15 protein-coding genes and 1 pseudogene are annotated in these 25,078 nt (G+C 69.0%); 10 read left to right on the top strand and 6 right to left on the bottom strand.

Annotated elements, in window-relative coordinates; genetic code table 11:
• Positions 1 to 447 precede the first annotated feature (447 nt).
• Positions 448 to 3,087: a hypothetical protein gene (locus ACH4RG_RS35020; protein ID WP_398540802.1), complete on the top strand. Its 2,640-nt coding sequence runs from the start codon at positions 448 to 450 to the stop codon at positions 3,085 to 3,087.
• Complete coding sequence (locus ACH4RG_RS35015) at positions 3,084 to 3,860, top strand: hypothetical protein (protein ID WP_398540801.1); 777 nt, start codon at positions 3,084 to 3,086, stop codon at positions 3,858 to 3,860. Before ACH4RG_RS35020 ends, ACH4RG_RS35015 begins: the two co-directional genes overlap by 4 nt.
• Here ACH4RG_RS35015 and ACH4RG_RS35010 read toward each other — a convergent pair.
• Together ACH4RG_RS35010 and ACH4RG_RS35005 are read right to left on the bottom strand one after the other, a co-directional pair.
• Complete coding sequence (locus ACH4RG_RS35010) at positions 3,775 to 5,637, bottom strand: SpoIIE family protein phosphatase (RefSeq protein ID WP_398540859.1); 1,863 nt, start codon at positions 5,635 to 5,637, stop codon at positions 3,775 to 3,777. The two genes, ACH4RG_RS35015 and ACH4RG_RS35010, sit on opposite strands and share 86 nt — an antisense overlap.
• Before the next feature lie 1,625 nt (positions 5,638 to 7,262).
• Positions 7,263 to 7,458, bottom strand: a pseudogene (locus tag ACH4RG_RS35005) (RHS repeat-associated core domain-containing protein); the annotation flags it as partial.
• A gap of 930 nt (positions 7,459 to 8,388) precedes the next feature.
• Between ACH4RG_RS35005 and ACH4RG_RS35000 the strand changes: the two are divergent.
• A complete protein-coding gene (locus ACH4RG_RS35000; RefSeq protein WP_398540800.1) occupies positions 8,389 to 8,610 on the top strand; it encodes a hypothetical protein in 222 nt (73 codons plus the stop codon).
• A gap of 49 nt (positions 8,611 to 8,659) precedes the next feature.
• Here the strand turns inward: ACH4RG_RS35000 and ACH4RG_RS34995 are convergent, their stop codons facing one another.
• The 3 genes from ACH4RG_RS34995 to ACH4RG_RS34985 all read right to left on the bottom strand — a co-directional run bounded on the left by ACH4RG_RS34995 (position 8,660) and on the right by ACH4RG_RS34985 (position 11,117).
• Positions 8,660 to 9,505 (bottom strand): HNH endonuclease signature motif containing protein, encoded by an 846-nt coding sequence (locus tag ACH4RG_RS34995; protein WP_398540799.1) that lies wholly within the window; start codon positions 9,503 to 9,505, stop codon positions 8,660 to 8,662.
• Positions 9,506 to 9,617: 112 nt separating this feature from the next.
• Positions 9,618 to 10,517, bottom strand: coding sequence for a DUF4231 domain-containing protein (locus tag ACH4RG_RS34990; protein WP_398540798.1), 900 nt, complete (start codon positions 10,515 to 10,517; stop codon positions 9,618 to 9,620).
• A 27-nt stretch (positions 10,518 to 10,544) separates the two neighbouring features.
• Positions 10,545 to 11,117: a hypothetical protein gene (locus tag ACH4RG_RS34985; protein WP_398540797.1), complete on the bottom strand. Its 573-nt coding sequence runs from the start codon at positions 11,115 to 11,117 to the stop codon at positions 10,545 to 10,547.
• 455 nt (positions 11,118 to 11,572) lie between these two features.
• On the opposite strand from ACH4RG_RS34985, the gene ACH4RG_RS34980 reads away from it, so the two are divergent.
• The 5 genes from ACH4RG_RS34980 (at position 11,573) to ACH4RG_RS34960 (ending at position 21,836) form a co-directional block, all read left to right on the top strand.
• Positions 11,573 to 14,992: a hypothetical protein gene (locus tag ACH4RG_RS34980; RefSeq protein ID WP_398540796.1), complete on the top strand. Its 3,420-nt coding sequence runs from the start codon at positions 11,573 to 11,575 to the stop codon at positions 14,990 to 14,992.
• Positions 14,993 to 15,687: 695 nt separating this feature from the next.
• On the top strand, positions 15,688 to 16,065 hold the full coding sequence (locus ACH4RG_RS34975) for a hypothetical protein (RefSeq protein WP_398540795.1): 378 nt from the start codon (positions 15,688 to 15,690) through the stop codon (positions 16,063 to 16,065).
• 352 nt (positions 16,066 to 16,417) lie between these two features.
• Positions 16,418 to 16,759, top strand: coding sequence for a CU044_2847 family protein (locus tag ACH4RG_RS34970; protein ID WP_398540794.1), 342 nt, complete (start codon positions 16,418 to 16,420; stop codon positions 16,757 to 16,759).
• Positions 16,760 to 16,799: 40 nt separating this feature from the next.
• The gene (locus ACH4RG_RS34965) at positions 16,800 to 21,038 is read left to right on the top strand and encodes a trypsin-like peptidase domain-containing protein (protein WP_398540793.1); all 4,239 of its coding nucleotides are present in this window, start codon (positions 16,800 to 16,802) and stop codon (positions 21,036 to 21,038) included.
• Between the two features lie 654 nt (positions 21,039 to 21,692).
• Positions 21,693 to 21,836: a hypothetical protein gene (locus ACH4RG_RS34960; RefSeq protein ID WP_398540792.1), complete on the top strand. Its 144-nt coding sequence runs from the start codon at positions 21,693 to 21,695 to the stop codon at positions 21,834 to 21,836.
• A gap of 110 nt (positions 21,837 to 21,946) precedes the next feature.
• On the opposite strand, the gene ACH4RG_RS34955 is transcribed toward ACH4RG_RS34960, so the two are convergent.
• A complete protein-coding gene (locus ACH4RG_RS34955) occupies positions 21,947 to 22,705 on the bottom strand; it encodes an Abi family protein (RefSeq protein ID WP_398540791.1) in 759 nt (252 codons plus the stop codon).
• 717 nt (positions 22,706 to 23,422) lie between these two features.
• Here ACH4RG_RS34955 and ACH4RG_RS34950 point away from each other — a divergent pair.
• On the top strand, positions 23,423 to 23,959 hold the full coding sequence (locus ACH4RG_RS34950; protein ID WP_398540790.1) for a hypothetical protein: 537 nt from the start codon (positions 23,423 to 23,425) through the stop codon (positions 23,957 to 23,959).
• Positions 23,956 to 24,948, top strand: coding sequence for a hypothetical protein (locus ACH4RG_RS34945; RefSeq protein ID WP_398540789.1), 993 nt, complete (start codon positions 23,956 to 23,958; stop codon positions 24,946 to 24,948). The genes ACH4RG_RS34950 and ACH4RG_RS34945 overlap by 4 nt, the downstream gene beginning before the upstream one ends.
• Positions 24,949 to 25,078: the final 130 nt, after the last annotated feature.

The following is a 25,078-nucleotide window of genomic DNA, read 5'->3' as shown; positions in this document are numbered from 1 at the left end:
CAACAATCCACACTCCCGCCTGGTAAGCGGGGGTTGCTCCACCCCGGTTCCTCCGAGGCCCCTGCAAGGGCCCGAAGGGCTGGTGCCGCTCACGAGGGTCTCCGTGCCGGAGGCCAGTGAGGGGCTGGTGTCTGTTTCACCCCGGGTTCCGGCGGCTTGGTAGGCCGTCGGGCTCGGGGGTCCACGTGATCGTGGCCGGTCCCGCAAGGGGTCTGGTCACGGTCTGAGCTTCCAATATGAAGTTGGTGTCCCCGTCATAGTGCCTGATCTCCCGGTTTATGGAAAGCGGACCCCTGCCCGTTTCGGGCTGGTTTGGCCGTCCGGATCGTCCCGTGTGACGGGATCGCCGGTCAATTCATCCACTTATGCAGCGTATTCGGCATGCCTCGCTCCTCTTGTAGGAACGTACTTGTACGGGTCAGTCACCCGGTATAGCGGTGGTGCCCTGTGAACGCGGGCGCGGCGTCGGCCGCCGTGCTGGACGACCCGCTGCGTGAGGACATCGACAACTCGGTCGACGAGCTGCGGGCAGGACTTCCCGGGCAGCGGACCGTGCTGCGGTCGGTGCCGTCCTCCGGACAGCCGGGCGACGGCGGCCTGGACGACCCGCTGCGCCTCGGTCGCGCGATGCGGCTGCGGCTGCGCGACGCGGTCCAAGCGCTGCTGGCGGACCCGTCGATCGCCGGGCAGTCGGACGTGGCGAGGCTCGCGGCGGTGGTGCTGTACGCGAAGTCGCGGGCGCCGAAGGGAAAGAAGAACGACAACCAGACGTCGATCTGGGTTGCGGAGCTGGGCCGGTGGATGGGCGTGGGCGAGTCCACGGTCAACCGCCGGGTGCTGATGCCACTGCGTGCGTCGGACGGGCTGCACACCAAGGTGAAAAGGAACGCGGAGGGGCACCCGACCGGGCTGGACTGCCTGGTCATGCCGTTGTGGAATGCCCGCAAGGGCGGGGGAGCGGGACACCCGCTGGCGTTGTCGCAGGTGGAGCTGGCGACGCTGCTGCACCTCATCGAGGCGCTGTTCGGGCACGGCTGGACGCCGGAGGGCAAGGAGCCGACGCCGTCGGGGCTGCTGGCGGCCCGCAAGGGTCGCGGGGCTGCGACGGACCGGCTCGGGCTGCTGCTGATGGTGCTGAATACCGGGTCGTCGGGCTGGCTGCAGCTGCGCGGCGGCTCGGTGAAGAAGCGCGAGGGCCGCGGGGCGGCGACGATGGCGCGGCTGCTGGGCTGCTCGCCGGCGGGCGGAAGGAAGGTGCTGGCGCGGCTGACGGAGGCCGGTGTCGCCGCTCGTGGACGGAAGGGGACCGGCACGGGGATGGACGGCCGGGGCCGGGTCATGGTCCTGCCGGTGGCCCGCGCGTACGGCCGGGATCTGGCTGTTGTGGAGGCCGCTCAGAGCTCCGAGGCCGTGTTTTCGGCCCGTCCCGCTGGTGCAGGCGGAGATCTTGCTCCGGCTGTGGAGACCGGGGCTCTTGGGGCGTCTGGGGAGTCGGAGGCTGAGAGGGCCTCCGAGGCGGAGATTCCGGCGCGTTCCGCTGGTGCAGAGCTCCACACAGTCCACGCTTCTGTGGTTACTCCGGTAGTTCCTCCGCAGCTTGATCGTGGTTTTTCCGGCGAAGGCCGTGGGGGTGAAGGCCGTCGGCCGGAGCGCGTGTGCGTGCGCAAGGACCAGGCCGTCGACGGCGAGACCGCCGCTGCCAAGGCCGGGTCGCCGGTGGCCGGGGACGGCCCGCTTCGCGGGGAAAAGCCGAAGGAGTCCCCGGTCGATGAGCGGGTGGAGAAGCGCGCTACCGGGGCTGGGGCAGGTGGCCGTCCGAAGGCTGTGGGTGGTGGAAAGGCGCACCAGCAGCGGAGGGCGGCCCTTCCGGCTGATCTTGGTCTGCGGGTGGCTCTGGGGCCGGTGTCGTGGCTGTGGGAACGACTGTCCGGCTGGCAGCAGGACCAGGTGGCGGCGGCAGCGAAGGCGGAGCTTTCGCAGCTGGCGGGTCTGGGCGTGGCAGCAGAGCGAGCGCCGCGGCTGCTGGCCGACCGGCTCACCGACCGCCTGGAGGAGACCGGCGGCGAGGCCCTGATCAAAAAGCCGTTCGGGTGGCTGATCGGCCGGGGCCTGGTGCGCCGGCCCTCGTGCTCGGACCGGCGCTGCGACGACGGCACCCGCCTGGACACCGGCGGCGAGTGCGGGAACTGCGGCAACGTGATCCACCTCCGGCGCGCCCGCCGTGCTCGGACCGCTGCGGAGATCGACCGGGAGCAGCCCCACCTGGGCGACGACGAGCGCCGCCGCGTCCTCGAGGACCGGCTGCGCGAACACGCTGCTGCCGAGGCGCAGGACCTCGTGTGGCGGCAGGAGCAGGCCCGTGCGGAGAAGGCCCGGCGCTCTGCGGTCCGTGCGGCTGACCAGGAGCGGGCCAAGGACGAGCGTGCGGCTGCCGCTGAGGCGGTCCGTCAGGCGCTGGCGTGCGAGGACTGCGGGCAGCAGCACGCCGGCGGGCTGTGCGAGGCGTGCGGCTACCGGCGCCGGACCGAGGCCCTGACGGTGGAGACCGGGCTGCTCGCCGCGACCTGGGCGGCCGTACTGGACGACCGGGACGACATTGACGCCGTCACCACTAGCGTCCGGACGTCGCTGGAAACCGATATCAAGCACACCCAGCGCGAGTTCCTTGACTCGGTGCAGCCGGGCGAGCTCGACACGGACCCGACCGGTGCGGCAGCGGTGCTGGCCTTCGCCGCGCTCCAGACGGTGGAAGCGGTGCTGTCGGACTACCGCAGCAACGCCCTGGAGCGGCTCGGGCGGACCGAGGAAGCCGAAGCGGAGGCCCGCCGGGCGTTCCTCACCGAGCAGGGGCGGCGCTGGTTCCGGCACAACCCGACCGGTGCGGACGCCATCGCGGCGGCGACGAAGGCCGCCGACACCGCCCGGGAGCGCGCTGCCGAGTACCTGCTCACGACGCGGCTGAAGCAGCTGCGCGAGCAGACCGCCGCCCGGACCGAACAGGCCCCGGCCGTGCCGTGGACGGACCGCCTGCCCGAACTCGCCGCCCGCCCGCTGCACACCGACACGTCCGGGGCGGTGATCGCATGACCACCGAGTCGGAACTGAGCGGCGTCGACCTCGCACGCCAGGCCCTGCTCGCGGCCCGGGAGACAGCGAGGAAGAACGGCGCCACCGCTAAGAAGCCGAAGCGGCGCACCACCACCGCCGTACGCCGTGACGGCCGTGAGCCGCTCGGGCTGGGCCGCGCGATCGGCATGATGATGACCGAGCGCGGCATGGCCGCCCCGGCCGCCGGCGGAAGCGTCCTCGCCGACTTCGACACCTTCCGCACCGCGGTCGTGCCCGAACTCGCCGGGCGGGTCCAGGCCGTGGTCTTCGACGCGGAGACCGGCCGCCTGGACGTCGTCCCCGACGCCCCGGCGGCGCGCACGAAGCTGCGCTGGAGCGCGCCGAAGCTGATCGCGGCGGCCAACGAACGGGTGCAGGGCGCGAACGTCCGCGCCCTGCACGCCCTGGCACCCGCACCCGTGAAGGCCGGCCCCGCCACGGCGGCCGCCGAACCGGCCCCGCCGCCGACCGCACCCGCCGCACCTATACAGCGCGCGGATCCGAAGGATCTGATCGTGTTCCACGCGCCTGTCCCGAGAGGGGGTTCGTGCCCTGCCGCTCACTCACTCGGAACGGCGGCTACGTTGCCGGGTATGTCGAAACATCGTCACTGGAGCGCCAGCGGGCCCACCCGCTCAGCGATTTCTGAGTCGATAGCCAGAAGCGTCATTTTGGTGGCAGAGTCATCTCGAACCAGACCACTTTGCCTGTGGACAGCCGAGTTGCCCCCCACCGCCAGGCAAGCCGGTTGACGAGGAACAGCCCCCAGCCGCCCTCATCGATGTCCCGGTCGCGCCGCTGCCGGGGCAGCTGGGGGGAGTCGTCGCCGACCTCGCAGCGCAGCATGTCTGTACGCAGCAGGCGCAGTGACATCGGACGCGAGGTGAACCGGATGGCGTTGGTCACCACCTCGCTGACCAGCAGTTCCACCTCGTCCGACAGGCCGTCCAGACCCCACCGGCTCAGCGCGTTGCGGACCAGCCTGCGCGCCCGGCCGGGCGCCGCGTCCTCCGGTTCCAGGTACCAGTACGCGACGTCGCTCGGCGCGATCCCGTTGAACCGCGCGGCGAGCAGCGCGATGTCGTCGTCTCGGTCGCCCTGCCCGAGCATGTCCAGTACGTCGTCGCAGAGCGCTTCCAGCGGCGGCGAATGGTCCGGGCCGGACGGCTGCGCGCTCGCGGCGAGGCGCTCCCGGAGGATCTCGATGCCCGTCCAGACGTCCTGCACCCGGGACTCCACCAGGCCGTCCGTGTACAGCAGGAGCGTCGCTCCGGCCGGGGCGTCTAGCTCGACGGCCTCGAAGTCGACCCCGCCGACGCCGATCGGGGCCCCCGGCGGCACCTGCAGCACCTCGGTCCGGCCGCCCAGGTGCAGCAGCACGGGCGGCGGGTGGCCGGCGCTGGCGATAGTGATCCGGTGCGCGACCGGGTCGTACACCGCGTAGAGGCAGGTCGCCATGCGGTCGCTGCCGAGCCGCTGCGCCTGCTCGTCCAGGTGGTGCAGGACCTCCTGCGGCGGCAGGTCGAGCTGGGCGAGGGTCTGCGCGGTGGTACGCAACTGCCCCATGATCGAGGCGGACATCATGGAGCGGCCCATCACGTCACCGACGACTAGGGCGACCCGGCTGCCGGGCAGTGGGATCGCGTCGTACCAGTCCCCGCCGACCCGGGCCGTCTCCGCGGCCGGGAGGTATCGCGAGGCCAGACGTACGCCCGTGGCCTGGGGCAGCGAGTCCGGCAGCATCGTGCGCTGGAGCTCGTCGGCGATGTACGCCTCGCGCCCGTACAGCACGGCCTTGTCGATACCCAGCGCAGTCTGCGTAGCAAGCTGGGCAGCGGCCAACAGGTCATCCGGTTCGAAAGCAGCTCGTCTAGCCCCACGGAGGAAGACGGTGGCACCGATCACCCGGCGGCGGCCGCGCAGCGGAGCCAGGATCGCCCGGTGCCCGCTCAGCACGGTCCAGCCGACCCCTAGCAGCTCGGGCAGGGCGACGCGCGCCGCGGCGGAGTCCCCGAAGACAGGCCGCACCCCGCGCAGCACCTCGGCGAGCGCACTACCGGGACGGATCTCGCTCGAGTTGAGCACATCCCAATCGATAACATTCGGCGCATTCGTGTCGTCTTCGTGCAACTGGTCCAAGCGACGCAACCGCAGCACGAACGGAAGGACTGGCCGTTCGTCACCGACCGGCAGAGGATCACGAAGGTAGACCAATACAGCGTCGGCGAATGTAGGCACGCTGGCCCTGCAGAGTCCCAGCACGATCTCGTCCAAGTCCATGCCGCGGGAGATACGTCGGGTCGCGGCTCCAACGAACCGAATACGATCCGAATCCTTTCGTACGGCGAGCTCGGCTCCCGGCCCATCTCTCCTGCTGGGAGGGTTATCCGTGGTTGTTCCGGACAACCTCCCCTCGCCAACGCCCCAGCCTTCGACTTCGGGCCCGTTCGGGATCAAGGCCTCCCCTACGCCTGGCCGTGGGTCTCCGAGGAGGTCCCGCCACCCCAGTTCGTCAGCAATCTCCTCCACGGTCTCGTGCTCACGGTCGAGTACGAAGCAGGCGGTCTCGATCACCTCGTCGACCCGGTCGAGAGTGCTGTCCTCGTCAGAGGGACCGGTGAGCTGTTGGGGGAGTTGGATGCGTGCATCCGGTTGAGGTAGAAATCCTGGATTGCCCGCGGTCCGCAGATCCTGAATCTCAGCCTCAAGTACAAGAATCCGGCGGGCCGCCATGTCTGCAACAGCCTGCGCCCTTACTCGTTCGGCTTCCGCACGGGCGAGGTGAAGTTCCAGATCACCTCTCTGCACCGTGACGCGCCCCAGGCGGTGACGCAGGGGGGCAGTGTTCGCCACTCCGGGCCCCGGGGCTGAAGTCAGAGCATCCAGACGGTGCGTAAGCCCGGAAATTTGAGCCTGAGCCTGCCCTAGAAGGTTGAAAAGGACCGTGGCAACCTGCAACGCCTGATTGCGCGCTCGCTCACTAGTTTCATAGGCCTGTCGTACTCGGTTGAGCTCCTCCAGGGCGTTCGGAGCTCGCTCCTGGGCCTGGAAGACCTCGCGGACGGACACGGCCGGCTCGCCGTTGGAAGCGATCACAGTGGGGTTCGACTCAGCGGCTTCCCACAAGGACCGAGCCGGGGCTAAACGGCGATCTGTTGCTGGCTGGGGTTCGTGGTGGAAACACGAGTCTGCCACCGCCTCAACCAGGTCCCACGTCAGCCCGTCACCAGCGAGCCTGTCTCGCAGTTTCCTAAGTGGGGGCACTACTCCGTCGTGGAAGTGATCAGAGACAAGCCGGGTATGCAACGCCGGAACGCTCAAGGCGGCCTCGTCCAGCCATGAGCGGACGATGCCCACAAGATCGTTGATCTCAGTGCAGGGCCCCTTCGCCGTCGCCCACGGACGGCCTGGCCGCTTCGCACTAGTCACTCTTGACGCCCCTTCAAGGGTTGTTGCGAACAACCCGGCGTTGTCAGCTGAACAACATCCAACCCGCGCGCGAAGACCCGCCGCAGGTGGATCCTCACATTGCCCAGCGCTCAAACGATTCTCAGTCGGCGACGAGCCTGGCCGGACTGCAAAACAACACCCCCAAGAAGCGGAGTCACCCCGTGCAGAGCAGCCATCGCCCTCCAAGCTCAGCCCCCGCCCGGCGAGGTCGTCGCGCACAGCACTGGCTTCTCCGTCGACGCCATGCCCTGCTCTTCAGCGCGCTCCGCGGCGCCGCCTATGCCACGGGGGCGGGACTGGTTGGCCTCGGCTTCTGGTGGGTCCAGCAACAGCTGTGAGACATCGCTCCTGTCACGGCGGAGGAACTGGCCCGCGAGACCACGACGGCACCCGTTGCCTGTCCGCCTGCGGCGCCACCACCGTCTTGGCTCTCCGTGGACGGTGGGGAGATCCCGCCGATCTGATCTGCCCCTGCGGCCACCAGTAGCCCCTGCCCGGCGGCCGGGCGTACCCGATCGGCGCGATGACGCGCGCCATCACCCTCGCCATCGCCCAGCAAGGACTTCCGCCGGCCGCGCCGACGACCGGTGATGCGCAAGATGCGTAAGCACCTGCCCCCGGCGCCCCCGGGTTGAGCCGTCTCCGGCCAAGGCCGACCACCGGTCGAACGGCGAACAGCGTCGCCGCAGGCGATTTGGCCGCGTTCACTCATTCGTGGCAGGGACGATGGGTGAGTACCAGGCGAGTCCGATGGGGTCGATGCGGTTGACGGGGTCGCCTGCGGCGTAGAGGTAGGGGTTCTGTTCCTGGCCGGAGGGGCCGGGGGGTGGTGAAGCGGCCGATGTTGGGATCGTAGTAGCGGGCGGAAGGGTGGTACAGGCCGGTCGGGTCCTGGTAGCCGGTTACTTCACGTCGACGTAGCCCGCCGGGTGTCGCGGTGCATGACCAGGTCCACGGAGGACCCCGGCCGCCTTCGGCAGTAGGCCTCCGCGGCTGACCCGCAGGTTCTGGCCGACGGCCCAGGGCAGGGCGGCAGCCGGCGGGGCGGTGGTGGTGCTGTTGCCCTGGTAGGCGGCCTCGACTTCTGCTTGAGCACGTCGTCCTGGTCTCCGTGTTTGGGCCCGAGCTGCGATCGGTGCTCGCGTTACTCCATGGTTCCCCCTTGGGAGTCGGTGTCGGATGAGGCGGGCGGTCAGGCCGGTTGCCGGGGGCACGCGTAAGCTCGGTGGGCGGGTAATGAGCGGCGACGAGACGTCCGGCGTCGACCTGGCCCGGTCGGGCTGTGGACCGCGATGGAGGACGCCCGCAAGAACGGCGCCGGCCCGAAGACGAAGAGGGAGCCGCGGGCCGTCACCACGGTGCGGCGCGACGGGCGCGAGCCGATGGGCCTGGGCGCGGCGATCGGCGCGCTGATCACCGAGCGGTCCTGGGAGCTCCCGGCCGCCGGCGCGGAGCTGCGGGAGCCGTGGCGGCCATCGCCCCGAGCTCGCCGGGCACGTTGCCGCCGTGTCGTACGACGCGGACTCCGGCCGGTTCACCGTGTGACCGGAGTCGTCGGCCTGGGCGATGAAGCCCGCCTGGAGCAGAACCGCGTCATCGCGGCCGCCAACCAGGCCGCAGGCCGCGAGGTCGTGCGCGCCCTGCGGATCCTGCCGCCGGCGCCGCGCCTGTGCCCGACCCGCCCGATGCTGTCCCGGCGGACCCGGCCCCGGCCGCGCCGACCGGTCCGGCCCGGACCCGGGAGGCGGCGTGCGAGGGCTACCGCCGCGCGCTCGCCGCGCACCAGGAGGTCGCGCTACCGCGCCAGGTGGACCGGGCATCGCGGCAGCCGTGGAGCGGCAGACCGCCGCGATGCGCGAGCTGTCCCGCCGCGCGTTCCCCGAGATCGACGTTGCGGTGCCGGACGATGCGCCGGCCCCGATCGAGCGGGCCCGCACCGAGCGCCGCCGCCAGGCCGACGCCTCCCACGCCGCCGCCCTGCGCCGGGCCCGTGCCGAGCGTGCCGCCCCCGAGCTGTCACGCGCTCCGCAGGCAGCCGGTGAAGTGGCATGAGCCGACGCCGTGACGATGTAGGTGAGGCTGTGTGATCGGCGTTGGAAGCTCAGTAGCCGTTCCCCATACTTTCCGCAGCTCGTGCAGCTTTGTCTGCAGCTGCTTGCAGGAGTCGAGTGTTGTCGGGGAGAGCCCCAAGGCTGTCCATCAGTCGGTTTGCTGCTCGCTCGGCCTTGGCTGCGGCCTGATGCAACGTCGACGCGTCGTCAGACAGCCCTACGAGGTCACTGGCGGCGTCGGCCAGCGTGCTCGCCGTGTCCTGCAGATGTGCCAGCCTCTGCGACGCATCAACCAGCAGGAAAGCAGTGTCCTGAAGGTGAGCAAGCTGGTCAGAGGAGCGGCTCAGCGAGTTGATCTCGTCTGCGGAGAGCCCGAACCCATGGACGCGAGGGTTGGCGAGCTCTTTGAGGGTGACCTTCAGCAACGCCGCAAGCTCGGGAGCTGTCTTCGCGAATTCGTCCAAGGCCGGCTCGAGGCGGGAGACCAATGCCGTTTGCGCTCCACTGATCATTTCGCCGAGTCGATCTTCAGTCAGGTCGCTCAGCCCCGCCAGAGCGCTGAGTCCATCGGCTTCGCGCTCGTGCTTCCAGCGTTCCAGCAGCTCCACCGTGTACTGATCGCTGTTCGTCCCATCAATCTCGGAGTGATGCGGGTGGCAGAGCAGGATGAGGTTGGCGAAGCTGTTGCGCTCGGCGACTGACCAGTCCGGGTCGGAGCGCTTACCTCCTTCCTCGAACGCCCGAATGTGTGCGATCTCCAGGTTCAGACGAGGTGCACCGTTGATCATTCGGATGGTCGGCACGCCACAGTCGGGCCAGTAGCACCCGCCTCGGGCGAGTGTCATCAGTCCTGCGATCGTTGCGTTGCTGTAGCTGCGCCGCGGTGTGCTGGCCATGAGATCCCCCCAAGTTGGTCACGAGGAGCGACCATCCCATCACTACCCTTCGCGCGCAGGAGAGGTTCCGGCCATCTACCCAGCGACTCTTCCAAGCCGCAGCGGGGCCTTCTCATGCCAGCGGCTGGCTGGAGGGGAGGGCTTGGTCGGCGGGCTGGTCCAGCTGCTGCTGGCGGCGCCGCTGCTCGTTGCGGTGATCTTCGACGCGCTGGGTGAACAGCTTCAGTGCCTGCTGCTCCTGGTCGGCGTCGAAGTCGCTGTACGGACCGACGCCAAGGGTAAAGGCGTTGGCCTCCTCCTCGATGGCGTCGGCGGTCTGGAGCAGGAAGTAGCTGCGCTCGCGGTACTTGTAGTAGCCGGTGAAGGCGGCTGCCAGCGTGACGGTGAAGCCGATGGCGACGATCGTGATGTTCTGCCAGGTGAACTGGTTGCGGGTGTCCAGGGCGGCGACGGTGGTCGTGGACGCAGCCCCGATCATGATGAGGTTCTGCAGCGTGTTGTGGATGAGCCGGTACTTGCGGCTGTCCGCCCGGTGCTGCTCGATCACCCCGGCCACGTCCTCGCGGTAGAGGCTGCGCCGCTCCTTCAGTGTCGGGTGAATGAGCGCGCTGAGGAACCGGAGGGCCTCACGGTTCGTCGCGAGCATGTCCTCCAACTGGGCCAGGCTCAGCTGGCCGCGGGGAGGCGCGGCGACCCAGGCAGCCACGCCCGAGACCAGCGTCAGCGCTGCGCAGGTGATGTCCAGCCGGAGGAACTGAGGCGGTGAGCCCCAGGTCAGCACGGTCCATAGCAAGCCCGTCAGGACCGCACCGCCGGCCACGGTCAGGGCCACGCCCATCGTGCGGACCCTCCTCCTTCGCCGGGCCAGGTCCCGCTCCGTCTGCCTCACGTCGTGCTTCAGCTTGCGCAGCGAGTCGTGTTCGTCGGCTTCGGCCTGCCCTTGTTCGGCACTCAGTTGGGCATCGGCGTCGCTGATTCGGCGGGGCGCATCGTCGTCAAGGCTGCGGGCCACGGCTTCGGTCCTCTCGTCTGCGCAGGCTCAGCGGGCGAACGCTTCGGTCAGGCTGATGCGGTAGCCGTCCTCTTCCATCAGCACGACGGTGACGCCGAACGGGTCGGGGAGGTCCAGCTCGACGGGAGTGAAGGAAAAGTTCACCGCGGCCTGGGTGGGCGGGACCAGCTCGCCGCCGGGCTGCGGCGCGGGGCCGGCCTCCAGTCGGGGGCGGCCGACGCCCAGCCCTCGGGGCTGCGAGACAGGAGCTGCTCGGTGTAGGGGAACTGGTGCAGGACGTGCCCGGCCGGGGTGGCGAGCACCATGGTCAGGCACGGTGCCGGGCCGACGATCGGCAGCTCGCAGGCGGTGGCGACGTCGTGCGTCTCCCAGGCGAGGACGACCTCGTCCGCCCCGGCCGCCGCGGCAAATGTTCGCGAGCTCCGCGATCCCGGCGAGCGCGTCCTGGCCGACCTTGAGCGGGCGGACCCAGATCAGCCCGACCAGCTCGCCGCGCACCAGCGGCATCATCAGCGGGCGCGGCACGACCCCCTCGCCCAGCGAGGCGGTGTACGTCTCCTTCGCGACGCCGACCAAGCCGTTCCACATCCGTGCTTCCACGGGAGCCCCCTGCCGTCTGCTGATCCGATCACCGCACCCTGCCACGGGGGCTGAGGCCGTGTCAGCGAGATGATCAGCCAGCGTGCGTCGGGGGCGAGCCGGATTCAGGCGGTGGCTGGCTGCGGGGCACCGATGGCGCTGCGCTGGTCGTCCCACTCCTAAATCGTCGTGCGCAGCCTGACCGTGGTCTCGCGGGAGATTCCCTTGCCGGTGGCGGCGCTGCGCAAATCCGTCTCGGCTCCCTGGAGCAGCCCTGAGTGCGGGCACGCGAGCACTCGGGGGCCCAGAGGCGATACGTGGCCCCAGGAGTCGATGCAGTCGGGGTCGCTGTAGTGGCGGGGGCCGGGATGTAGCCGTCGACGTACGCCCCGTCGGGGCCGTGCAGCGGACTGTGCTCGGCTTTGGGGCCAGCGCAGAGCAGGGCGCTCGATGTTGACGGTGATGGCCGTCAGGACGTGCTGGATGAGGGCCTTTCCCTCTCCGCGTTCGTCGCCCAGTTTCGTGAGCCCCTGGGCGACTTCCAGGCGGTCACACGCTGGCAGGCCCGGGTCTGCCAAGCCCTCCGGTGTGACCTGGACGCCGCAGCCAATGCTGAGCACCCCGCTTCGCGGCCCTCCGCGTCCTTCGCAACCATACCGACGGGACTACCGGCGCGCGGTAGCGTCGGCCTCGGCCGAGCCTGTACAGATGCGGGAGTGAGGGACATGGTGGCACGCAGACCTCTGGCGTTCGCCGACGCGCTTGTGCTTCTCGGTGCCGAGCCGCCCCGGCTGGCGGCGCTGGATCGGGCGCTTGGTGGGGCGTTGAATCTGGCGACCGCCGGGGTCAGCGGCACAGTTATCGGCATGGCCGACGCCAACGGGCGCCTCCTCGGCCTCGGACGCGACGCGATCCGCGGCGTCGGCGCCCGTCTGGACCGTACCCAGGGGCGTGCGGAGCGGACCGACGTCCTGCGCGCGGCGCACACGGTCATCGTCGTGGTGGCCTTCTTCGAAGCGATGGAAGAGTTGGAGCTTCCGTTCACCCTCTCCGAAGTGCGATTGACCCGGGACGAGCAACTCGGCCTCGCGCGAACCGAATCAGGCTCGACCACGCAGCCATCGGACCTGGTGTCGCTGCTACTCGCCACGGACCTGCCCTGCCCGGCACCGCACATACCGGCTCCGGCGCTCACGGCGATGTTGCTCGCGAGTTACGCGGACTACGCCCGCAGGTTCTGCGACTTTCTGGAAGGCCTTGCTCTTTGGGAGCACATGGACGCGTTGCGGCGCCTTCGGGCTCATACGGCCCTTATGGATGACCTGCCGCACGCGTCCCTTGACCGATACCAGAGTCTGTACGTCGAGCTCGCCAAGGAAGCACCCGAATTCGGCTTCTGGGTCACACACGTGGCGCAGCAAGCTATCCACACAGACATCGGCCGTGCGCTGTCCGGGATCGAGACTCTCCTCACGCACACCACCCAGGCGCTGCGCCCGCCGGTCGACGTGGCCTCCGCGCTGGCGCGCGCTCACCAGGCGGCGTTCGCTCACCCGGTGCTGGACGCCGCGTCGGCGCCGGACGGCATCAGGATCCCCACCCTTCAGGACCTCTACCTCGACCCGGACTTCCGCGTTAGTGCCGCTTCCGGGCAGGCCGCACCGGCCGACCACGAGTGGTGGGATCGACTGCCTCTCCGCCGAGACCTGACCCGCTACCTGGCCGGGGCCCTCACCTCTCCTCAGCTCGCCGAGGCGCCCCTGCTGATCCTGGGCCAGCCCGGTGCCGGCAAATCCGTCCTCACACGGGTGCTCGCCGCACGGCTCCCCTCCGTCGGTTTTCTCCCCGTGCGTGTGCCGCTGCGGGACGTCCGGGTGGAGGACGAACTGCAGGACCAGATCGAGCAGGCGATCCGTGCCTCCACCGGCGAACGGGTCAGCTGGCCGGAACTGGTGCGCGCGGCGGGCGGTAGTACTCCTGTCCTCCTCCTGGACGGCTTCGACGAGTTGCTGCAGACGACCGGCGTCCACCAGACCAACTTCCTGGAGCGCGTGTCCCAATTCCAGCGACGTGAGGCGGATCAGGGGCGGCCCGTGCTGGCGTTGGTAACGAGCCGGACCTCCATGGCCGACCGCGCCCGATACCCCACAGGCATGGTCGTCCTGCGCCTGGAACCCTTCCGCACCGAGCAGATCACGACCTGGCTGTCCGTGTGGAACGAGGCCAACACGGCCGGATTCTCGGCGCGAGGCCGCGGCCCGCTTACCTGGCAGCACCTCGAACCGCACGCGGAGCTCGCTGCACAGCCACTGCTGTTGACGATGCTCGCTTTGTACGACGCCGCCGAGGGTGCTCTGCGGCGCGCCGACGACTTCGACGTCACCGAGTTGTACGAGCAGCTGCTGTCCTCCTTCGCCCGGCGCGAGGTCGGCAAGACGACACTCCATGCCCTCCCCGACGAAGACACGGCCGCCCTCGTCGAGCAGGAACTGCAACGCCTGTCGCTCGTCGCCTTCGCCCAGCTGAACCGGGGCCGCCAGTGGGTATCGGCCGACGAACTCGAGCAAGACCTCACCGCCGTACTGGGCAGGCAGCCAGAGCTACCACCGGGATTCCGCACCCCGCTCACCGCCGCCGAAACGGCGCTCGGCCGCTTCTTCTTCGTCCAGAGAGCCCAGTCAATACGTGATGGCCAGGTACTCGCCACCTACGAATTCCTGCACGCGACCTTCGGCGAGTATCTGGCCGTGCGTCTCACCCTGCACCTGCTCACCGAGCTGCTCGCGCCCCGCCCCGCACTTTCCCTCGGGAACACCCGCATCGACGACGACCTCGCCTACGCATTGCTCTCCTACACATCCCTGGCATCCCGGCAGATGCTGCGCTTCGCGCGGTCGCTGACCGGCAGGCTGTCCGCCGCGGAACGGCGCCGACTGACCCGCACCCTCATCCAGGTCCTGACGCAGCACACGACGCGCACCGGCGACCAGCACCCGGCCTATCGGCCCGCCCTACTGCGCACCACGACACGCCACGGTCTGTACGGCTCCAATCTCGTGCTCCTGACGGTGCTGTTCGCCGAGCGCTGCTCCGCCGCCGAACTGTTCCCGGGCTCCGCGGACCCGCCGGGGGCCTGGCACCGGCACTGCCTCCTGTGGCGCTCGGCAATGAACGAGAGCCAGTGGACGGACTTCGCTCTGTCCGTCGACGTGCATCACACGTGGGACGACGAGGGCCGCGCCTTCGAGATATCTCTCCGCTCCGAGTTAGGCCCCCCACCGCAGCCGCTCGACATGAACTGGCACTTCCGCTATCCACAAGGCAGCGGCGGCCCAGGCTGGTCACGGTCGTACTGGGACGAGCTGTGGCACAAGACGGCCGTGTCCGGCGGAACCAATGACTCTGTAATGCGGCATGCCCTGGACCCGGTGTTCCGGTGGCTCGGCCAGGCCGTAACCGTGTTCAGTCCGGTCGCCGGTGCTCCGGCATCGTCGCTCGCCCACGACCTGCTCGAACTGCTACTGGCCCCTCGCATGACCATGAGCGACGGGGAGCTCGGCGAACTCTACGACCGGGCGCTCCAGGGAACGCGGCTGTTGATGGACATGCGCCACCCCCAACTGGCGTCGGCCGTGCACGCCCTTCTCACAGCCTTCGGCCAGGACAGGGGGAGACTCCCCGGCGACACACACGACGACTTCCTGCTTCTTCTTGCACAGCTCATACAGCTCGTGTTCGGTGACAGCGAGAGCGTACAACCGTTGCCGGTGACCGTCTTCGATGCGCTGTCCCACGCACTGGCGTCCCACCAACCCTTGGTGCACGCCCTCGTATCGGCGGGAGACCGGGCCCTGATCGCGCGCCATCACGATCCGACCACCGGCACGCCGGAGTGAGCGGAGTGGCTGGCGGCTCGGCGCCCCGGTGTCGTCGAGTTGGCGATGAACTGATGGGGTTGGTGAGGCTGAGGTAGGCGCCCCAGGGGGAAGAGCGCGACCGGCACTCCGAAGCCCAGCACCTCGCCACGGTTCCGGATCTTCGCCACGCTCTCCCCCTGCCGTCGACGTCTCAGCCGGCTCCGTACCGGCCGCGCACCACCGGATCTGGCGATCGGCAGGACGGGCCAGGAGGGCGGATCCGGCGGTCCGCTCCCTATGAGCCTCACATGGAGTCCGCAGGTGGAAGGGGTGGGGTGAGTGCCTGTGAGCTGTGAGCCAGGGCCCGCGGGTGCTGCCCCGAAGCCATCAATCAACTCCGGTTTGGGGGAGGGGATTTGCCAGGCACCGAGCAGACAGTAATCTGAAAGCGGCTCATCTCAGGAAGAGGGGGGCGCCCCTGCGCGCAAGGCGCAGGGGCGCACGCCCCGGAGATGAGGTGTGAAGTGACGGAAGCATCGCAACCTTCCCCGCACAAGGGGAAGACCCGCGGGTTTGCGGGCCGACTGGCTGTTGCTCTAGGGGCTCGAGCCCTATGGGCACTGATCGAGAAGCTGTTCGGTCATCACTTCCACGGGTGACGTGTAGTCACCCCCATGGGTCCGAGGTGCTCCCCCCGTCGTCTCGGACCCATCTTCCTCAATCAAGCCTCCTGGTTGCTCATTGCCATAGGCCGACCAGAGGCCTGCCTGCTCGCGTACGTCGTGCGGGGGACCCGGATCCGCGGCGAGGCGGCGCAGGCGTCGGAGTTCGCGCGGATGATTCCAGTGGAGTTCGACGCGGCGCTGGGCGTCCGCACCGTGCAGCGCGACGAGACGGCTCCGGAGTACACGCGGGCGCCGTGTGGGATTGCGGAGGCCGGCCGGGAGCTGATGGCGAAGCTGGCGGCGAAGGCGGCGCGGAGGATCCGCAAGCCGCGCTCGAAGACGTCCGGGAAGCGCTCCCGGAAGGGTGCTCAGCAGGGCGTTGCGACCGGTGTTTCCGCTGTGGCCCGAGCACCACCGAGCGACAACGCACGACCTTTGAGCCACTGAGCCACAGAAGCCGCCTCGCCAGCAGTCCTCACGGAAACAGCCCCGGCGGCCGTGTGGGCTGCCGGGGCCGCTGCGAACCCGGTCGTACTCCATCCCAGGACCAAGCCGGTAAGGCACCAGGCCTGTCCCACACACTCCATGTCGGTGCGGTCTGCGGGCGAGCGTATTCGCCCAGAGGCGGCCGGGGTGTCGCTGGGCGGACGGCGGGCTTTCTGACCCGCGAGCCGGGCCATGGAATCGCCTGATCCGTATGTGGCGGTCTTTGAGGAAACAGTGAGACCAGCGGCCGAAGGGAGACGTTTCCCGGTTAGATGGGCAGGATCTGTTGTGAAGGTCCCGAGGAGGTAGGACAGTGCCCGCTCTTGTGCGGATGCCGCTGGAAGGCGGCGGGGCGATTCTGCTGGAAGAGGTGGAAGGCGCACCGGAGTTCGACGGGCCGGTCAAAGCGGGGCGGGTCGGCGACGCGGTGCGCGAACTGCCCCGAACCCTGCACGAGTCTCTGGTTCCCGTAGGCGCGACGGCACGGGCGGTGCTGGACCAGCTGAGGCAGGCGGGGCCCCGGGAGGTGGAGGTGGAGTTCGGGGTGAACCTGTCGGCGAAGGCTGGTGCGGTCATCACCGCCGGGGAGGCGGCCCTCCACCTCAAGGTCCGCATGGTGTGGGAGCGCGGTGACTCCGGGCAGGACGCACCGTGAATAGGCGAGGGACGTGTCGGCACCAGGCCGAAGCGGCCTGATGACCTCCTCGGGGGAGGTCAACAGCCTTGCTCGCTCAGGTGCACTAGCCGCCCACAGTGGCGTCTTCCAGGTTCTCGCGCCAGACGGCGGCATCGCCGGGGCGGGCTTCCTGACCGAGGGCGGGACTGGCTTCACCTGTGCACATGTCGTCGATGCCGCGGGGCAGCATCCCGGAGGGCAGGTGGAGGTGCTCTTTCCCTGCCTGCCGGACGCACCGCGGGTCATGGCGGCGGTGGTCGCCGAGCAATGGCGGGCTCCGGAGGCGGAGGACGTCGCCGTCCTCCGCCTCCAGGTAGTGCCGTCCGGAGCCCGGGGCATGCCCGTGGGCGCGAGCGCGGGCTCCCGCGGACACCAGGTCTACTCGTACGGATTTCCCTCCCAGGCACCGCCGGGCGGCCGCTTCGGATACGGAGAGGCCGGCGACTGGCTGCCCGGGGGCGGTGCCACGGGACGGCTGCTCCAGTTAACGAAGGCCAACGACCTCACCACCGGATTCAGCGGCGGGCCGGTCGTGGACGAGTTGACCGGGCTGACGATCGGCATGGTCACCTCCATCGCCTCCCCTGACCGCTATCTGAAAGGGCTCGGCACAGCCTTCGCTACCCCGGCCGAGGTACTGCGGTACGTCCGGCCCGAGTTGGCCGAGGACGAGGCATGTCCGTACCTGGGACTGGAGCCGTTCACCGACAAGCAGGCCGACTGGTTCCACGGCCGTGAGGACGCAGTGGAACGCGTACTTGCGACAATGAGGGGAAACCGGCGGCTCCTGATGCTGCTCGGCCCCTCAGGGGCGGGAAAGTCCTCACTGGTCAACGCGGGCGTGCTGCCTGCCCTGGCAAGGGGAATCATTCCAGGCAGTGACCGATGGCTGACCGTGCGCGCCCGCCCTGGCCAGGATCTTCTCACCGAGCTGGAGGCCTCCGGACTGCCCGGCACAGTGGCCGAAGGCCTGACAAGCGCGGCGCAGGCCCGCCTCGACGGCGAGCCGGGCCACGACCATCTGCTCCTGGTCATCGACCAATTCGAGGAACTCCTCACCCAGTCGGCCGAGCCGTCGCAGACACACTCCGAGGACCAACGTCTGCGCGCCATCGACCAGCTCATGAAGCTGAGCAGGTCCCACACTGCCGTGACCGTGCTCCTGGTCATGCGCAATGACTTCTACGCGCCCCTCAGCACTCTCGCCCCCGGTTTGATGGACGTCGCCCTGCCCGGACTGTGCAACGTCCCCGAGACGCTGAGCCGCGGCGACCTGCAAGAGATCATCACGCGGCCTGCCGTCGCCGTCGGCCTGCCTCTCGCGACCGGCCTCGCGGACCGGATCGTGGACGACATTCTGGAGATCGACCCGGTGGCACGGCAGGTACCGGTCACGCTGCTCCCGCCCCTGCAGCTGGCACTGCGCCAGCTGTGGTTGCGCCGTGACTACGACGGCAGCCTCACGCACGAGGCATACGAGCGGATAGGCAGGGTCACGGGCAGCCTTTCAGACTTGTGCAACGACGCCTTCGGCGAACTGCCCGCGGACCGGCAGCCCACCGCCCGCCGGATCCTCACCGCACTGGTGCGGCCTGCCGACGAAGTCGACGGTATCCCTGCCACCCGCCAGCGAGTCCCCCTCACACGCTTGCGCGCCTTGGCCGCCGACCCGAGAGGCCCCGGCTCCGACACCGACGGTGCCTTCGACAACGCCATCGCGGCGCTCACCCGCTACCGCATCATCACTACCGATGGCGCCACCACGCCCGTCGGTGAGCCCCCTGGGGAGCCAGCGGCGGAACTTATCCACGACACGCTGATCCGCGGCTGGGCCGATCTGCGTGACTGGGTCACCGAGGACCGGCACTTCCAGGTCTGGCTGAAGCGCGCCACCGAACAGCAGGTCAGCCACGCGAAGAGCGGGCTTCCCGGAGACCTGCTGAATGGCTCCCTGCTCACAGACGGAGAGGACTGGGCGGATCAGCGCCCGCTCCCGGAAGAAATCACCGTGCTGCTGAAAACTAGCCGACAGCATCAGCGCTCACAGTTGAGCCGCACCAAACGCATCAACGTCTTCCTCGCCACGGCACTGGCCCTTGCCCTTATCGCCGCTGGCGTCGCCTTCCAACAGCGACAGACCGTCGTCGGTCAGCGCGACCGTGCGGCCTCCGCTCAGGTGGCCGGCACCGCTGAGTCGCTCCGCCGCACCGCCCCGCAGCTCGCCCGCCGACTGGCAGTGGCCTCCGCCCGCCTCGGCGATACCCCCGAGTCGCGGTCCGCGCTGTTCACCCTGAACAATCAGCAGGAAGACGAGGTCCTCAGGCTTCCCGGCTATGTCGTGTCGACCTCTGCCCTTGACGAGACCGGGCACACCCTGATCGCAGCTGGCGGCACCCGCGTCGGCATCTGGAACGTCGACACCCGCCGACAAACCGGCCACTACAACGCCCGGTCCAAGGTTCGCTACGTCACGCTGTCCGCTGACGGCAGGACGGCCGCCGTGAGCACCGAGGACGGCAAGACCCGTCTGCTCGATGCCACCAACGCGCGCCCTCTCGGCACGCACACCTACCCCAGCGGCAGAGACGTGTACCAGCCGAGAGTGGCGCTCAGCCCTCACGGCACCTATTTGCGGGCCGAGGGAATCGACGCCGACCTGAAGCCCACCATGGCGATCTGGGACACCCGCACGGCCGAGAAGATCATCACCACGACCGGAGGCAGCTTTCCCGTCTGGAACACCTCGTTCTCACCGGACGAACGCATACTCTCTCTCCCTTACGCCAACAGCAAGGGCCAGCCGTTCACTTGGTACGACACTCGGACGAGGAAGAAGATCCCCGTTCCCGACCTCAAGCTGAGCACCGAGGAATTTCCCGGCCCAGTCGTCTTCAGCCCGGACGGCAAACTCGCCGCCCTGAGCATGAATGGCGGGAAGGTCCGTGTGTACGACCGCGCAGAGAACTACTTGAGCACAGAGCTCACCGGGGGTGGCGACTCTGCGCTGTATCCCCTCCGTTTCAGTCAGGACAGCCGGTACCTCGCCCAAGGCGGTGCCATCTGGGAAACAGCCTTCGTGGGTGGCCAGGCGACGCCTCTCATGCACTACTCGACCACCGACAGCGAGTGCTTCAGCGACAACGGCCTGCTCTTCACAGCCGACAACTCAGGACTGCGATGTGTCGGCATTGACGGCGCCGTCCGTTCGCTCGATATCAGCTCAGTCACCAAAGCACCCAAGGGCACAGGCGAGCTCTACTCGGAGAGCGCGATCAGCGCGGACCGGCGCACCCTCGCGCTCCTCAACAGCAGCAGCATCGAGATCTGGTCCCTGCTGACACACACCAAACGGACCACCATCCCCAGCCCGGGCGCCTTGGCAGACAACCCCACCCTCAGTCCCGACGGACGCCTCCTCGCTGTTCAGAGCAGTCTCACCAAGATTGACCTCTGGGACCTGGCCGAGAAAAACAAACTCGGCACCTTCCCCACTCCCCTCGACTGGAAACAGCGCAGCGGGGCGCTGCAGGAATTCGCCTTCTCACCCGACAACCGTTCGTTCGCAGCCCAGGTGGTAATGCCCGACGGAACCAACGCGCTCAGGTTCTGGGACCTGACCACCATGCACCGGATCCGGGACGTACGTGCGAAGCTCGGTTACGACGGCAACGGCTCAGCTGTCCTCTTCGACCCCAGCGGCACGTCCGTGATCGCCGCGCCCAACTTCGGGCGGGTCGCGTTCCCGTCCGGCCGCATCATCACCAAGAGCGCCGGGAACCTGCAGATGAACGCCATCAGCAACGACGGCTCGACGGTCTACTCCTATCCGCAGGAATTCCAGCCATATCTCAGAATTCTGGATGCCCGTACCCTGCTGCCCGCAGGGGAAGACCTGCGCACCGGGGCGGTGTCCACCGAGTCCGGCGACACCGTCGCAGTCTCGCCCGACGGCCGCCTGTTCGCTACGGTGCACCGAGAACCGGACGAGCAGGCGCAGATCACGGTGTGGGACAGCCGCACCCGCAGTCAGCTCGGCCCTCCGTTTACGGGCACCCTGGATCCCTTGGGTTCGGTCGTAGCGCTCGCCTTCGCACCCGACGGTTCGGTGCTGGCCAGCGTGGACAAGGACGGCAGATTCCTCACACACCCCGTAACGCCTGCGAAGTTGATCCGGGAACTTTGCACCAAGAGCGGCTACCTCACCAAGCAAGAATGGGAAGCCCACATCCCCGACGTCCCCTACCGCAGGACCTGCTGACCTGCTCCCCCGAATCCCCGACCCAGCTCCGCTGATCAGCGCTCGCATCATCACCGGGCCAACGACACCACCAGCACCGTGAGCACCGTCCGTGTCCTGCCCGCCGGAACCGGGCCCTCGGACCAAACTTCCCGGCCCGTGTCGCCCGTCCCCGCCGCAGCCGCGCCGGAGACACCGGTGAAGACCCGGGAGACGGCTGCCGACGGCTACCACCAGGCCCTCACCGCCCACCGCGCCACCTGGAACACCACTCAGCAGCACACCAACCCCAAGATCCAGTCGGCCGTCGAACGGCAGCGCCTGCACCATCACCAGTGCCGCACCGACCAGCAGCACAGGCACTGTCCGGGAGCAACGTTCCCCGTCAGCCTGGACCGGAAGACCGTCTGCTGGACTGGGGATCGAGTAGTCACTGGTCATCCGAAGCCAGGCCGTGCCGCTACTGCGCTCGTGCGACGAACCTGTTGGACGAAGGCGGCGTCCCTGCCCACAAGACATGCGCGGAGACACAGCGCCCTGCTCGGCCGAAATCCTAGGGCGCGGCGAGTTCCATCGAGCGGAACAGGACCACCCCGGCCGCCGTCGCGGCCGCTATCGGATGCAGCCCCAGCCAGGCCACGGACCGGCTGCACTCCTACCGCTGACCGAGTCAGCGTGACCTGGACCGCCGACTCCAGCGCGGGACTGTTCCCCTGTGCCGGCCGGGCGTACGCTCCGGCCATGACCACCACGCTGAACCCGCACACCGCCCGACAGGACCAGGACCAGGACCCCGGATGGGGCGTCACCGCCTCCTGAACGACCGCCGCCGCGCCCCGGAGAAGAGATCCAGGGCGCGGCGGCATGTATGGGTCTGCCGGGCGGGGCGATGACGATGGCAGTGGTGCGGCACCTGCGTTGCCGGCTGGTCAGGGCCGGACGCGTAGGAGTTCGGGAACGCGGCTGGTCTGCCCGAGCCAGGTGGCGACGTCCTTGTCGATGTACTCCACCAGGCGCAGGACGTCGGTGTGCGCTTCGGGAAGGGTGAGCCGACGGGTGCGGCCCCGGCCGTCGGCCTGGCCAGGCAGAGGCACGCCGCCGATCAGCGGTTCGTGGTGGGCGGTGCGGTTGCGCAGAGAACGGACGTGGCTGACGGTGGTGAACACCGTGGTCCTTTTGCCGCCACTGTTCGGGAACGCCTTGTGGAGGGCCTTGCGCCACAGGGTGGAGTCGTAGTCGACGTTCTTCCGATAGGGGCCATCCCCGCGGGTGCCGCCCTTGTCGAGCAGGTTCACCCAGCAGCCGAAGGTGGACTCCGCCACGATCTTCCCGGCCGGGACAGCCTGGAGGGTCTTCTGCACCGTTTTCCTGGTCGCCGGGTCGGTGGGCAGGGTGATGTTGCGCCACGTGGTCTTGAAGCCGTTCATGGTCCGGTCGTCGAACAGCTCGGCACGCGCGTACCAGGTCGGCCCGTAGGCGGCGGCGAGCTGCTCGGCCATGGCGTTGCGCAGGATGACCTCGGCAAGGGCGATCACCTCACCGAAGGCAGCGGACAGGCGCACGTTCCACAGGTACAGCTCCATCGCAGCCGCCGGCGTGGCCGCAGCCGACAGGAACGGAGCCAGGCGGGGCCGGGAGATCAGCGGCTCCAGGAGCCTCGACTGCGCCGCAGTCGGTTGTATCTGCATCCCCCTGATGTATCATGTGTACAGATTCCCCGGTTCAGCCTCTGGCTTATGTCATGCGACCGGGGTCAGACTTTCGAAGGGCCACCAAGCACAGCTGGTGGCCCTTCGGCCGTTCCACGCGGCCCTTCCGCGTGTGCCTGCGGGGCGGGAATCAGGGTCGGCTGCGCTCTGCACAGGAACAGCCCCGGCGGCCGCGTGGGCTGCCGGGGCCGCTGCGCACCCGGTCGTACTCCATCCCAGGACCAAGCCTGTAAGGCACCGGGCCTGTCCCACACGCTCCATGTCGGTGCGGTCTGCGGGCGAGCCTATTTCACCGGTCGTCTCTGGTGGGCCTTGTTGACGTGGCTTCCGAGGAAGAGGGCCGTGTACTCGATCTCCTGCTCGGTGGTGGCCGGTGCGGTGGCCGGGCTCCCGGTACAGGCAGCGGGCCAGGCCCCGACACACGAGATGACGGCGCCGGTTAGGTCCCGCCGATCGGCGGGAAGTCATCACTGCACGTCACTTCGGTGACGTGCGCCGGGCCCGGTGACGCCGGGCGGCGGCCGGGCCTCGAGAACGCCGATGCGTTCAACGAGCCGGGGCGTACCGCGGACCGTGGTCGAGTTCAGGTGCGTTCGAGCCATCCTTCGTCAAGATCCAGCGGGCCCGTCTGGCTGTCGCGATACTCGTTCCGCCCGCTCCGAAAGCCGGGGGAGGGGTCGGACGAAGGGGGGCCCGGTGGGCGAAACGCAGACAGGACACGAGGTGCATCAGCAGCACGAGAAGCTGGTCCGTGCTCTGGCCGATGAGCACGCTCTCACCGTCGCTCAGGACCATGACGAGGGTGTTCCGGACGAGGCGTTCGACGTCCTGATGGAACGTGCGCAGATGCTGATGGCGTACGAGACGCAGATGCCGGCCCTCCTGGCCGAACCGGAGCGGGCGCGCAGCGAGAAGATCATCTTCTGGTCCTGGCGGGCCCAGAGCGCGGTGGCGGTCGCCCTGATCCTCGCCTTCCGTCTGCTGGGGTACTCGAACGGCTGGTACGCCCTGGTGGTGCCTCACCTGGTGGGCACCTTCTTCGGCTGGCCGCTCAAGGCGACCGTGAAGAACCACCTCGCCCGCCGCACCGCGTCCGTCGCCCTGCACGCGGTGGGGGTGCTGCTCGTCCTGATCGTCCTGGGCGTCCTGTCGCCCTGGTTCATCATCGCCCTGCTGATCGGCTGGGCCTTTGTGGGAACGGCTGCCGCGGACGGACAGGAGACGGGGAAGTGAGCGACGCTCTGAACTCCCAGTTCCGGGACACCGACCGGCGGGTCCGCGATACCGACCGGCGAGTAGACGATCTCGACAGCCGTCTGGACGATCTGGAGGGCGAGCACGAGCGGTTGAAGTCCCGGTTCGGCTACACCGAGGACCTGGACCACGAGCTGCGTTCCCTTCGCGACGGCGTCTCCGGCCTGGAGAGCACGACTGAGGAAGTCGACGGCCGGGTCGACGAGCTTGACGACCGCGCCGACACCGCGGAGCGGACGGTGAAACGGCTCACCCAGCACGTACGGCTGCTGGAAGGCCAGATCATGGCCGTCGGGAACATCCCTCCGGCGGACCTGGACACCTTCACCAAGGACCAGCACGCCCTGGCCGCCACGACGGAGTCCGGCTGGGACGCCGCCGACGCCCTCCTCACCAGCACCCTCCGCGCCCACCACCAGCATCGGATCCAGCGCTTCCGTAACGCGCAGGCCCAGCACCGGGCCACCCGGGAGGAAGCCGTCGCCCTGGTCGGCACCCTGCTCTCCACCCGTTACAGCACCCAGCCCCACGCCAAGGCCGCCACCAAACTGCGCTCCGTCATCGCGCGCGAGACGACCGAGCGCCAGGGCCTCGCCCGGCAGGCCGCTGAGGCCCGCACGTCCACCGCAGCCCTCGCCGCGGACCGGTCGGCCACCGCCGACAAACAGCCGGCCATCGCCGCCGGCCAGCGTGCGGAACAACGCCTCACCCTGGCGCTGCGCAGCAAACTGGCCGATGCCGTCAGCGACCGCCTGCTCCTGCCCGCGTGGTTCGCCACCGTCCTCGGCCCGGCACCACCAGCACGAGAAACCGAACGCTGGCTCGAATGCGCGACCCGCGTCCTGCTCTACCGCCTCACCTACCGCGTCGACGACCAGGTCCTCGCCCTCGGCCCCAGCCCCGACCCCGAAGACGAACACCGCCACGAGTGGTGGGAGGAACTGACCACCGAACTCCGCCTTTGGTAACCCGCACTTCCAGCAGACGCCCACGCCGGGTGCCGTCGCCGGCTCCCCAGTGCTCCGTTGATGATGCTGTCGTTCTGGGTGGTCACCTGGCCGGGGCTTCTCCGCCGCCGGGGAGCGAATACCCGTACTG

It is taken from the genome of Streptomyces sp. NPDC021019 (assembly GCF_044333295.1).
GTDB lineage: Bacteria > Actinomycetota > Actinomycetes > Streptomycetales > Streptomycetaceae > Streptomyces.
Note: the sequence above shows the minus strand (reverse complement) of the source record. Positions and strands in the feature narration are given on the sequence as shown.

Excerpts from the sequence above, each read along its gene's own strand:
- ACH4RG_RS34995 (WP_398540799.1), bottom strand. The coding sequence starts at position 9,505 with ATGGCCAGCACACCGCGGCGCAGCTACAGCAACGCAACGATCGCAGGA.
- ACH4RG_RS34965 (WP_398540793.1), top strand. The coding sequence starts at position 16,800 with ATGACCTCCTCGGGGGAGGTCAACAGCCTTGCTCGCTCAGGTGCACTA.
- ACH4RG_RS35015 (WP_398540801.1), top strand. The coding sequence starts at position 3,084 with ATGACCACCGAGTCGGAACTGAGCGGCGTCGACCTCGCACGCCAGGCC.
- ACH4RG_RS34955 (WP_398540791.1), bottom strand. The coding sequence starts at position 22,705 with ATGCAGATACAACCGACTGCGGCGCAGTCGAGGCTCCTGGAGCCGCTG.